Consider the following 10616-nt stretch of genomic DNA (forward strand, 5'->3'; position numbering starts at 1 on the left):
GCGGCGCCGAGAGTGCCAGCGCGCCGCGTTCCTTGTGGGCCAGCAGCATGGCCCGTACCTCGTCCGCGTACCGGGCCGCCGCGTGCACGACCGGCAGCCCGCACGGCTCCGGCACCGGTCGCACCCGGCTCGGTGCGGTCCCGCTCAGGACGGCACGGCACTTTGGACAGAGCACCGTGCGAGGCCTCCCACAGCCTCCGCACTCGGCCGGCAGCACCAGATCGGTGAGGTCCTGCCACCACCCCCGCATGCCCACCACTGTGCCAACGCCCGAGCCGGCGGACCACCCCTGTGGATAACTCCCTGTGGAAAACTCCGGCCCCGCTGCGCAGAGCTCTCCTTACGTTCGGAGCCGCGCGCACTGCCGTCCCAGCGCCTCTCGCGCTTCCACCCCGCAGCCGTGCCCGATTCCCGCCCACGAAATGGCACCGACTTGCCTCCGGGATGCCCCGGGATGCCGCCGGGCAAAAGAATCGGCCGCTTTCGGCCGGAGTCCCACTCCGGCCGAAAGCGGCCGCCACGCTCACCGCCGTCGCACTTCGACGGCAGTCCTCGGACAAAACCTCACCCGGGATAAACCGGCGCGGTCCCGTCCGTCAGCACCTTCTGCCACTGGGCCCCGGACGGCAGCCGCACGATCCCGTCCTCCGAGTAGCCGACCAGCGGCAGCCGTGCGTCCTCGGACGCGGTGATCTCCTTCACCCCGCTGAGGGCCGCGGGCGCCGGTCCCTCCGGGGTGGATCCGTCGACCTGCACGTACCGCATGGTCTGCACGCCGCCCTTCTCCCGCCCGACCACGACGAGCCGGCTGTCACCGGCCCAGGACATGGCCGAGACCTCCTCCAACGCGGGCGTCGCGGACCGCAGTTCGCGCACCGAGACGGCCGAATGATCGCCCGCCTTCGCGTCGTCGCTCCGCTCGATCCGCCCGATCAGCAGCGACGACTTCTCACCCTGCTTCACCACGAGCGCGATCCGTACGCCGTCGGCGGCCACCCGCACGGACTCGATGCGTCCCTCCAGCCCAGGCGGCATGTTCACGACCAGCGGGTCGCCCACGCCCTCCTGCAGCAGGAGCAGCCGCGGGTTGTCGGGATCCCGGTCGGCGACCCACAGATCACCCTGTGCGTCCCAGCTGGGCGCCGAAAGCCGCTCGTCCGGCGTCCGGCCCGCGCTGGTCAGCTCGGGCTCGCCGAGCGGGCCGTCCGGCACCAGTGCCCCGACGTAGAGGTTCTTGCCGTCAAGGCCGACGCCGGCCGCCATGTCCTCGTCGCGCGACACCGCCACCGACTTCAGCTCCGCGTCGCCCTCGCCCAGCGCACCCGGCACGGGGTCGGGCTTCGTACCGTTGGTCGCGGCGGCCAGCCTGACGAGCCGGTGTTTGGCGTCGAGGAAGTACAGATAGTCGGCGCGCTCCATCGACCCGCGCATGGCGACGGCCTCCGCGCTTTCCTCGGTCAGCGTGCACAGCTGCCGGCCCGCCGCCCGCAGCACGACCTCGTCCACGGTGGGCGTGAGGTTCTGCAGGGTGAACAGCAGCTGGGCCGCCATCTCCTTGCACTTGGTCAGCCCGACGCGTGCGGCCTTGTCGTTCAGGGGCACGGTCAGCCGGTTCTGGTCGTCGGTCGTCAGCGTCGTGACGTCCTTCAGCGCCGTACCGGTCGGAAAACTCGACCTGGCCACCGGATCGAGCCAGCTCGTGGGCCCCTTGAGCAGGGAGCGCACCGTCTGTGTCATGGGATCGACGTTCCGGCGCACGAAGACCGGATCGGCGACGGCCGCCGTGTGCGGGGACGTCCCGAGCGTGGTGTTCGTGGCGAAGTAGTACTTGTCGACGGACATGTAGTTGCGCTGGAAGTCCGTCCTGCCCATGACGACACCGCGCGGCGGCACGTCGATACGCCACTGCTTGGTCTTCTTGTCCCGCGTGAGGTGCATCGCCTCGCTGTAGTCCCCGCCGGCGGGCGCGTACGACTGCTGCGCGTCGACCGTGGCGACCTTGGCGCCGGTCAGCCGGTACGAGAGGTTGTCGGTCTCCTCCCGGCCGCCCACACGGTCGACGTCGGCGGCCGGTCCGTCGGCGAGCACCATCGTGGACAGCAGGGGCCGCCAATTGTCCGACGCTTCTTTCGTCAGGTACTTGCGCGCGATCTCGTAGTCGGGATCGTCGCTGGTCAGCGCCTCCAGAAAGCCCGAAACGATCTCCGAGGACGAAGCGTCCTCGTGCGGCGGCATGGCAAAGACCCGCACCTGCGTGTCCTGGCGCGGCGTGGACTCGACGCCCCGCAGATCGCCGCTGTCGGGCATCGAGGCACACCCCGCCAGCAGTACGGCGCCACAGGCGACGTACGCCACCGCGCGCCCCGGCGTGCGCCGGGTGCCCCCCTCGCGGTCAGCGCCCACGAGATGCCTCCCCATGCTTGCTCGACTCCTCGGTGTGCCCGGCTTGCTCACTCGGCGGCCCTTCCGCCTCGGGCTCGTCGTCCTGGCGCCGTGCGCCCGACGTCGGCCGCGGAACCACACGCGCACCGTTGCCGGGCAGCGCCGTGGGATCGGCCTTGGGGGCCGGGGAGGCTCCCAGGCGGGGCCCGATCGGGTCCCTCGACGGCATCGTGGACGCCTGGTCACCGTTGTGCTGAGCGGGCACCGTCGCGGCCTTGTCGGAGCCGCCGCGCGGCAGACCGGCGTCATTGAGTCCACGGTTGCGCCGCGAGTCTTTGGGCTCCAGGGGTATCGGCGAGCCCCGCAGCGGCTCGTCCGCCGTCCGCGGCAGCGTCAGCCGGAACTGCGAACCGCCACCCGGCTCACCCCACGCCTGGAGCCAGCCGCCGTGCAGGCGCGCGTCCTCCAGCGCGATGGACAGCCCCAGACCCGTACCGCCCGTCGTACGCGCGCGTGCCGGGTCGGCCCGCCAGAAGCGGCTGAAGACGCGTGTCGCCTCGCCGGGCTTGAGCCCGACGCCGTAGTCGCGCACGGCGACCGCGACCGCCCCGCCCGCCGACGCGAGCTTGACGACGACGTCCTTGCCCTCGCCGTGCTCCACGGCGTTCACGACGAGATTGCGCAGCACGCGCTCGACGCGCCGGGCGTCGGCCTCGGCGACGATGGGCTGCTGGTCGCCGACGACGCGTATCTGCGTGCCCTTGCGCTCGGCGAGCGGCTCGGCCCCGCTGACGACGCGCCGTACGACTTCCCTGAGGTCGATCGGCTCGGCCTCCAGCGCCGCCGCTCCCGCGTCGAAGCGGCTGATCTCCAGCAGATCGGCGAGCAGCGACTCGAACCGGTCCAACTGGTCGGCCAACAGCTCAGCCGACCGCGCGGTCACCGGGTCGAAGTCCTCCCGCGCCTCATGGATGACGTCGGCGGCCATGCGTACGGTCGTCAGCGGCGTCCGCAGCTCGTGCGACACGTCGGACACGAACCGCCGCTGCATCCGTGACAGGTCCTCCAGCTGCTGGATCTTCAGCTGAAGGTTCTGCGCCATCTTGTTGAAGGCCTCGCCGAGCCGCGCGATGTCGTCCTCGCCGGTGACCTTCATCCGTTCCTGCAGCCGCCCGGCCGACAGCCGCTCGGCGATCCCGGCCGCCATCCGCACGGGCGTGACGACCTGGCGCACCACGAGCCAGGCGATGGCCCCAAGCAGTACGACGACGAAGAGCCCGGCGGTGGCAAGCGTCCCCTTGACCAGGCTCAGCGACTTCTCCTCCTGGGTGAGCGGGAAGAGGTAGTAGAGCTGGTACGGGTCGCCGTTGGGGTCGTTGACCTGCTTGCCGATGACCAGAGCCGGCTGGGACTCCTTGTCGGCGGTGGGGTTGTAGATGATGCGGGTGTAGCTCTGGAACGCTCCTGTACTGCTGTCGATCCGCTCACGCAGGTCCTCGGGCACGCTGCCCGTCGGATTGACGTCACCGGAAGCTCGCGGCCCGCGCCCGCCGGTGTCTCCGCCCGCGGAGGCCGGCAGGGTCACGACGTCGAAGGCGCCCTGGCCGCCGCTGGAGAGCGAGGAGACGAGGTCGCTCATCCACTGGATGACGTTCTGCTCGGAGCGCTCGCCCGCAGCCGCGCCGTCGTCGACGGTGCCGGCCGCGGCCTCGTCGGCGCTCTTCTTGGCCGCCGCGAACCCACCCGTGGCCTGGCTCTGAGAGGCCTTCACCTTGGCGTCCAGCAGGCCGTTGCGCACCTGCCCGATGACGACGAAGCCCAACAGCAGGACGACGCCGAGCGACATCAGCAGCGTCGTGACGACGACCTTGAGCTGGATGTTGCGCCGCCACAGCCGCATGACGGGCAGCAACGGCCGACGCATCCAGCGCAGCACGAGACGCAGGACCGGGCTGCCCTGGACTCCGCCCTGAAGCAGCCCGCCCTCTAGAAACCGTCCCCAGCGGGAGCCCGCCGACTTCCCGCCGACAGGCCGCTCCGGACGGGGCCCGGTCGAACCGGGGGCCGCAGCGGCACTGTCCCGGGACATGTCAGCTCGGCCCTGCCTTGTAGCCGACACCACGGACGGTCACCACGATCTCCGGCCGCTCCGGGTCCTTCTCGACCTTGGAGCGCAGCCGCTGTACATGCACGTTGACCAGCCGGGTGTCCGCCGCGTGCCGGTAGCCCCACACCTGCTCGAGGAGCACCTCACGCGTGAACACCTGCCACGGCTTACGGGCCAGCGCGACCAGCAGGTCGAACTCCAACGGCGTCAGCGCGATCGACTGCCCGTCTCTCTTCACGGAGTGCCCGGCCACGTCGATGACCAGGTCACCGATGGCGAGCTGCTCCGGAGCAGGCTCCTCCGACCTCCTGAGCCGCGCCCGGATCCGGGCGACCAGCTCCTTCGGCTTGAACGGCTTCACGATGTAGTCGTCGGCGCCGGACTCCAGGCCCACGACGACATCGACGGTGTCGCTCTTGGCCGTGAGCATCACGATCGGCACCCCGGACTCCGCCCTGATCAGACGGCACACCTCGATCCCGTCCCGCCCGGGGAGCATCAGATCGAGTAGCACCAGATCAGGCTTGGACTCCCGGAATGCGGCCAGCGCCTTGTCCCCGTCAGCTACGAAAGACGGCTCAAAACCTTCACCACGCAGCACAATGCCGAGCATCTCGGCCAGTGCGGTGTCGTCGTCGACGACAAGGACTCGTCCCTTCATAAACGACATCATCCCATTCTCATAACAGTGGCGAAGGCAGTGGTGAGATAGGTCACCGGCCAGTGACCTTAGTCGTAGGTGGTCGCCACTGTCTGCCCTTGCCCCGACCACAGGGCGTGACCTTTGGGCGGGTCTGTCCCACTCTGCCCGCCCAACCGGTTCCCGCCTCTACTTCACAACGTCTGCGTCACCTGCCGCGACCGGGCACACAGCTCGGCCAGCGCCTCGGCCGTCACCGGCGACACCACTCCCTCTTCGGTGACGATCGCGGTCACCAGCTCGGGCGGCGTCACGTCGAACGCCGGGTTGTACGCCTGCGTCCCCAGCGGCGCCACCGGAATCCCGCCTCCCGGCTCCCCGCCCGCCACCGGCGCCTGAGGCGCGGCGATCTCGGTCACCTCGAACCCGGGGCGCTGCTCGACCTCGATGGACGCCCCGTCCGGCGTGTCCGGATCCACCGTCGTCAGCGGCGCCACCACGATGAACGGCACATGGTGATAGCGCGCGAGCACCGCGAGCGGATAACTCCCCACCTTGTTCGCGACCGAGCCGTCCGCCGCGATGCGGTCCGCCCCGATCAGCACCGCGTCCACCTCACCGGAGGCGAACAGCGAGCCCGCCGCGTTGTCCGTGAGCAGGGTGTACGCCATCCCGTTGCGCGCCGCCTCGTACGCCGTCAGACGCGCCCCCTGCAACAACGGCCGCGTCTCGTCCACCCACAGCCTCCTGAGCTGTCCGACCCGGTGCGCCGCGAGCGCCACCGCGAACGCCGTGCCCTCCCCACCCGACACCAACGCTCCGGTGTTGCAGTGGGTGAGGATGCGGTGCCCACCGCCGGGCAACAGCTCGTCCAGCAGCGCCAGCCCTCGCTCCGCCATTCGCGCGCTGGCCTCAGCGTCCTCCTTGTGCAGCGCCCTCGCCGCACTCAGCGCCGCAGCGGCCGCCTGCTCGACGTCCCCACTGCCGGCGAGCTCGGCCCGATACGCGGCCTGGGCCCGACGCACACCGACGGCAAGGTTCACCGCGGTGGGCCGAGCGCCCGCCAGCGACTCCGCGGCGGCGTCCACGTCGTAGCCCCGCGCGGCGGCGAGCGCGACGCCGTACGCCCCAGCGATCCCCAGCAGCGGCGCCCCGCGCACGGCGAGCGACCGGATCGCCTCCACCAGCGCGGACGCGTCCGTACAGACCAGCTCGACCTCCTCGGCCGGCAGCCTCGTCTGGTCGAGAAGGACCAGTACGGGACCTTCGGGTGGTTCGTCCCATCGGATCGCCGGAATCTCGATCGGCCTGCTGTCCTCGCCGGATTGCGCGTACTGATCAGCCATGTGGCCAGTCTGCCCCTTGTACGGCGGACAATTGAAGGTGCGCAGCCCATACCGCGGCCGGGACCCATCCGACCACCCCATGGCACGATGGCTGCCAACCTGCAGCCGCGCCCGCGGACGGGCATCGTGAAGGAGCGACGATGAAAGACACTCCGGGCTGGGCCTCGCCCGGATCCGCCCCGTCCGCGGGCGCGGCTGCAGGTTGGCAGCCATCGTGCCATGGGGTGGTCGGATGGGTCCCGGCCGCGGTATGGGCTGCGCACCTTCAATTGTCCGCCGTACAAGGGGCAGACTGGCCACATGGCTGATCAGTACGCGCAATCCGGCGAGGACAGCAGCCAGACCCCACCGCCCCCACCGCCCGGCCCTGGCTGGGGCGCGCCTCCCGCCGGGCCCGGCGGCTACGGCGGCGGCCACCCCGGGGGCTACGGTCCCCCYGGCGGACGCGGCGCTTGGGGAGGCGGCTGGGGCGGACCTCCGCCCGCGGCCAAGCCCGGCGTGATCCCGCTGCGCCCGCTCGGCGTCGGCGAGATCCTCGACGGCGCGGTCTCCACCATGCGCACGTACTGGCGCACGGTCCTCGGCATCTCCCTGACCGTCGCGATCGTGACGGAGGTCCTCGTCATCCTCGTCCAGGGCTTCGTCCTGAACGACCGCACGAGCACCGAGGCCCTCAACGACCCGAGCGCCAGCTTCGACGAGCTGACCCGCGCCATGGGCGACGCCATGCTGAACTCCAGCGTGATCTTCCTGATCTCGATGATCGGCGCGATCGTGGCGACCGCCCTGCTGACGACGGTCACCAGCCGCGCGGTGCTGGGCAAGTCCGTGACCACCGGCGAGGCCTGGCGCGACGCCCGCCCTCAGGTGCCGCGCCTCTTCGGCCTGCTCTTCCTGCTGCTGCTCATGACCTTCGGCGTGGTCTTCGTGGGTGCCCTGCCCGGCATCCTCGTGGCCGCCGCCGGCTCCGGTGACGCGGGCGTGGCACTCACCATCCTGGGCGTCATCGGCGGCTTCATCGTCGCGCTGTGGCTGTGGTTCCGCTTCTCCCTCGCCTCCCCCGCGTTGATGCTGGAGAAGCAGGGCATCGTCAAGTCGCTGAGCCGTTCCGCCAAGCTGGTCCGCGGCTCCTGGTGGCGGGTCTTCGGCATCCAGCTGCTGGCCACGATCATCGCGAACATCGTCGCCGCGATCGTCGTCATCCCCTTCACCTTCCTCGCCGCCGCGCTCAGCGGCGACGCCGGCGCCAACATCCTCGAAGGCACCACTGACCTCGGCTGGACGTTCCTCATCGTCAGCGGCGTCGGCTCGGTGATCGGCTCCATGATCACCTTCCCGATCACCGCCGGCGTGACCGTCCTGCTCTACATCGACCAGCGCATCCGCCGCGAGGCCCTCGACCTCGAACTGGCCCGCGCAGCCGGCGTCCAGGGCTACGGCACCGACACTCCGGGGAGCTGAACGGGTGAGCTTCGCGGGGGGAGTTCTCACAGCGGCGTCAGCGTTGCCGGAAACGGCCGTTCGCACGTTGCTCGGCGTAAGTGACACATCGGTCCGTGCACTGTCGCGCTCGGCCGACACGTCCGTGCTGTCGCTGCTGGCGCGCTCGGACGACGAGCCACCGCTGACGATCCCTCGCGACCCCGCACGGGAAGCGGCCCGGCGCGAGCTGTCCAAGGGCATGTACCACGAGAACGAACCCAGTTGGTTCCAACGCGCCCTGGACGCCTTCTGGGACTGGGTCGAGGACCTGTTCAGCAGCGCCTCGACCGTGACGCCCGGAGGACCGCTCGGCCTGGTCGTCGTCATCCTGGTCATCGTCGCGGTCCTCGGCGCCCTGTGGTGGCGCCTGGGCACCCCACGCCGCCAACCCACCTCCTCCGCCGCCCTGTTCGACGACCGCCCCCGCAGCGCCGCAGAACACCGCGCCGCCGCCGAGGCGCACGCCGCCCAGGGCCACTGGAACCAGGCCGTCCAGGAACGGATGCGCGCCATCGTCCGCTCCCTGGAGGAACGCGCACTCCTCGACGTCCGCCCCGGCCGCACCGCGGACGAGGCCGCCGCCGACGCGGGCCGCTCACTGCCCGCCCACTCGGACCGACTGCGCTCCTCCGCCCGGGACTTCGACGACGTGACATACGGCGGCCGGACGGCAACCCAGCACGCGTACCAACGGATGGCCGAACTCGACCGCGACCTGAAGAGCACCAAGCCCCAACTCGCGAGCAGCGCCCCCAGCACGACGCACAACGCCCGCCAGGGAGCCGCCGAATGACCACCGAGGCCACGCTCCCCTCGACCTCGACCTCGCCCACCGCACGCCAGGTATGGACCCGCGCGCGCGGCATCGCCCTCGCCGTCGTGCTCCTGCTGACGGCGGCCGTCGTCATCGCCACGATCCGCTCGGACGCCCGGCACGGCGCCCTCGACCCACGCTCCGCCGACCCCAAGGGCAGCCGGGCCGTCGCCGAACTCCTCGCCGACCGCGGCGTGGACACGCGCGTGGTCACCACCCTGGACGAGGCACGCGACGCGTCCGCTGCGGACACGACTCTCCTGGTCGCCGGCCCCGACCTGCTGACGCACCGTCAACAGTCCTGGCTGCGCTCGGCCATCGCCGGCTCCGGCGGTCGCACGGTCTTCGTCGCCCCCGGCAGCTGGTCCGTCGAACGGCTCGTCCCCGGAGTCACCGCGGACCCCGCCACCAGCCTCGACTCGGAGCTCGCCCCCGACTGCGCCCTGCCCGCCGCCCAGCGCGCCGGCTCCGCCGACCTCGGAGGCGTCCGCTACACCACGACCCACCTCAACGCCGACGAGTGCTACCCCAGCGAGCGCCTGGCCACCCTCCTGCGCGTCCCGGAGACCACCGGGAACGGCGACACCGTCGTCCTCGGCGCGCCCGACATCCTCTACAACGAACGCCTCGACGAGCAGGGCAACGCCTCCCTCGCCCTCCAACTCCTCGGCTCCCGCCCCCATTTGGTCTGGTACCTCCCCTCGCTCTCCGACACGTCGGCCGCCGACGAAGACGGCGAACGCAGCTTCCTCGACCTGCTCCCCTCGGGCTGGCTCTGGGGCACACTCCAGCTCTTCATCGCCGCAGCCCTGGCTGCCCTCTGGCGGGCACGCCGACTCGGCCCCCTGGTGCCCGAAAGACTCCCCGTCGCGATCCGCGCCTCCGAAACCGTCGAAGGCCGCGCCCGCCTCTACCGCAAGGCGAACGCCCGCGACCGCGCGGCCGCCGCTCTTCGCTCCACCACCCGCACGCGCCTCGCCCCCCTCGTAGGTGTCCCCGTCTCCCAGGCGCACGCGCCCGAGGCCCTGCTCCCTGCACTGTCCGCCCACCTCCACAACCACGGAGACGGACAGTCCCTGCACACGCTCCTCTTCGGCCCGCCGCCCGGCGACGACGCGGCACTCATCTCCCTCGCCGACCAACTCGACGCCCTCGAAAGAGAGGTACGCCGTCCATGATGGACCCGACCACTGACAACGCCGGGAACACCGGGGACCCGGGCACCGCCCGCGCATCCCTGGAGGCCCTGCGCGCCGAGATCGCCAAAGCCGTGGTCGGCCAGGACCCCGCCGTGACCGGCCTCGTCGTCGCCCTCCTCTGCCGCGGACACGTCCTACTAGAAGGAGTCCCCGGGGTCGCCAAAACGTTGCTCGTCCGCGCCCTCGCATCCGCACTCGAACTCGACACCAAGCGCGTCCAGTTCACCCCAGACCTCATGCCGAGCGACGTGACGGGCTCCCTCGTCTACGACACCCGCACCGCCGAGTTCTCCTTCCAGCCCGGCCCGGTCTTCACCAACCTCCTCCTCGCGGACGAGATCAACCGCACCCCGCCGAAGACCCAGTCGTCCCTCCTGGAAGCCATGGAGGAACGCCAGGTCACGGTCGACGGCACACCCCGCCTGCTCCCCGACCCGTTCCTGGTCGCCGCGACCCAGAACCCGGTGGAGTACGAGGGCGTCGAGTTGGTCGGCGAGGGAGATGAGTGCCGCGTCGTCGCCGGGCGGCGGGCCGAAGAGGAGCGTGTGCAGGGACTGTCCGTCTCCGTGGTTGTGGAGGTGGGCGGACAGTGCAGGGAGCAGGGCCTCGGGCGCGTGCGCCTGGGAGACGGGGACACCTACGAGGG

Annotated in this window: 7 protein-coding genes and 2 pseudogenes; 4 read left to right on the plus strand and 5 right to left on the minus strand. The window is 71.1% G+C overall.

Annotated features, from left to right (window positions below):
- The 5 genes and pseudogenes from EAO75_RS47810 to mtnA form a co-directional block, all read right to left on the minus strand.
- Positions 1 to 250 (minus strand): annotated as a pseudogene (locus EAO75_RS47810) (ComF family protein); the annotation flags it as partial.
- A 314-nt stretch (positions 251 to 564) separates the two neighbouring features.
- The gene (locus EAO75_RS37835; protein WP_148000517.1) at positions 565 to 2403 is read right to left on the minus strand and encodes an LpqB family beta-propeller domain-containing protein; all 1839 of its coding nucleotides are present in this window, start codon (positions 2401 to 2403) and stop codon (positions 565 to 567) included.
- Positions 2393 to 4471, minus strand: coding sequence for an MtrAB system histidine kinase MtrB (mtrB, locus tag EAO75_RS37840; protein ID WP_147999627.1), 2079 nt, complete (start codon positions 4469 to 4471; stop codon positions 2393 to 2395). The genes EAO75_RS37835 and mtrB overlap by 11 nt, the downstream gene beginning before the upstream one ends.
- 1 nt (position 4472) lies before the next feature.
- Positions 4473 to 5162: a two-component system response regulator MtrA gene (mtrA, locus tag EAO75_RS37845; RefSeq protein ID WP_187284748.1), complete on the minus strand. Its 690-nt coding sequence runs from the start codon at positions 5160 to 5162 to the stop codon at positions 4473 to 4475.
- A gap of 161 nt (positions 5163 to 5323) precedes the next feature.
- Complete coding sequence (gene mtnA / locus EAO75_RS37850) at positions 5324 to 6475, minus strand: S-methyl-5-thioribose-1-phosphate isomerase (RefSeq protein WP_147999628.1); 1152 nt, start codon at positions 6473 to 6475, stop codon at positions 5324 to 5326.
- Positions 6476 to 6775: 300 nt separating this feature from the next.
- Between mtnA and EAO75_RS37855 the strand changes: the two genes are divergently transcribed.
- The 4 genes and pseudogenes from EAO75_RS37855 to EAO75_RS37870 all read left to right on the plus strand — a co-directional run.
- Positions 6776 to 7936: a hypothetical protein gene (locus EAO75_RS37855; protein WP_261989586.1), complete on the plus strand. Its 1161-nt coding sequence runs from the start codon at positions 6776 to 6778 to the stop codon at positions 7934 to 7936.
- 4 nt (positions 7937 to 7940) lie between these two features.
- On the plus strand, positions 7941 to 8750 hold the full coding sequence (locus tag EAO75_RS37860; RefSeq protein WP_147999629.1) for a DUF4129 domain-containing protein: 810 nt from the start codon (positions 7941 to 7943) through the stop codon (positions 8748 to 8750).
- Complete coding sequence (locus EAO75_RS37865; protein WP_147999630.1) at positions 8747 to 9949, plus strand: DUF4350 domain-containing protein; 1203 nt, start codon at positions 8747 to 8749, stop codon at positions 9947 to 9949. The genes EAO75_RS37860 and EAO75_RS37865 overlap by 4 nt, the downstream gene beginning before the upstream one ends.
- Positions 9949 to 10474 (plus strand): annotated as a pseudogene (locus tag EAO75_RS37870) (AAA family ATPase); the annotation flags it as partial. The gene EAO75_RS37865 and the pseudogene EAO75_RS37870, both read left to right, overlap by 1 nt.
- Positions 10475 to 10616 lie beyond the last annotated feature (142 nt).

This window comes from Streptomyces sp. UW30, assembly GCF_008042075.1.
Taxonomy (GTDB): domain Bacteria; phylum Actinomycetota; class Actinomycetes; order Streptomycetales; family Streptomycetaceae; genus Streptomyces.

Coding starts and splice junctions, on each gene's coding strand:
- EAO75_RS37865 (WP_147999630.1), top strand. CDS start 8,747: ATGACCACCGAGGCCACGCTCCCCTCGACCTCGACCTCGCCCACCGCA.
- mtrB (WP_147999627.1), bottom strand. CDS start 4,471: ATGTCCCGGGACAGTGCCGCTGCGGCCCCCGGTTCGACCGGGCCCCGT.
- mtnA (WP_147999628.1), bottom strand. CDS start 6,475: ATGGCTGATCAGTACGCGCAATCCGGCGAGGACAGCAGGCCGATCGAG.
- mtrA (WP_187284748.1), bottom strand. CDS start 5,162: ATGATGTCGTTTATGAAGGGACGAGTCCTTGTCGTCGACGACGACACC.